Source organism: Acidovorax sp. ST3, from assembly GCF_003231145.1.
GTDB lineage: Bacteria > Pseudomonadota > Gammaproteobacteria > Burkholderiales > Burkholderiaceae_C > Acidovorax.
Genome location: NZ_QKVP01000045.1, coordinates 1 through 673, shown reverse-complemented (window position 1 = coordinate 673; position 673 = coordinate 1). Strand labels below are relative to the sequence as shown.

General features: G+C 69.2%; 2 protein-coding genes. Both read left to right on the top strand.

Features of this window, described 5'->3' with window-relative positions; translation table 11 throughout:
• Positions 1-195, top strand: a 195-nt coding sequence (locus DNK89_RS23445; protein WP_153064332.1) for a methylated-DNA--[protein]-cysteine S-methyltransferase, incomplete at its 5' end; no start/stop codon positions are given.
• Positions 192-623 (top strand): nuclear transport factor 2 family protein, encoded by a 432-nt coding sequence (locus DNK89_RS23440; protein WP_110962010.1) that lies wholly within the window; start codon positions 192-194, stop codon positions 621-623. The genes DNK89_RS23445 and DNK89_RS23440, both read left to right, overlap by 4 nt.
• Positions 624-673 lie beyond the last annotated feature (50 nt).

The window sequence follows — 673 nt, the reverse complement described above, 5'->3', positions numbered from 1 at the left end:
CATCCCAAGGCGGTGCGCGCCGTCGGGCTGGCCAACGGCTCGAACCCGATCGCCATCATCGTCCCCTGCCACCGGGTGATCGGCGCCGACGCCTCGCTCACCGGCTATGGCGGCGGCCTCGACCGCAAGCGCTGGCTGCTGGCCCACGAGGGCGTCGCCGGCTTCACCCAGCTCGAACTGGAGGCCCGTCCATGACTTCGGACGCCAACCGGAACGCCGTGATCGCCGCCTGGCAGGCTTTCGCCAGCCGTGACGCGGGCCGGATCGCCGCCGCCTTCACCGACGACGCCGAATGGCTGGCTCCCGAGGGCAACGCCACCGCCCTGGCGACGAACTTCACCAACCACATGATCGGCAAGGCCGAGATCGCCCGGTTCATCGCCGTCGAGTTCGGCAAGCTGTTCGCCAGCGAGGTGTCAATCGAGTTCAAGGGCGTCCACGCCGCCGGCGACATGGTGGTCGTCGAGGAGCGCATGCGCGCGACCCTGGCCGACGGCGGCCGCTACGACAACGACTACTGCTTCGTCTTCGAGCTGGAGAACGGCCTGATCCGTCGCGTGCGCGAATACATGGACACCGCCAAGGGCCATCGGATGATCTTCGGCGAGGGCCACGCCGCCTGAACGGCCTCGCAGCCGGCGGACTTGCCCTCGACCGCGAAGCGCGCGCTAAT

What these genes read in the sequence shown, in the direction of transcription:
- DNK89_RS23440 (WP_110962010.1), top strand. Translation starts at nt 192, where the DNA reads ATGACTTCGGACGCCAACCGGAACGCCGTGATCGCCGCCTGGCAGGCT.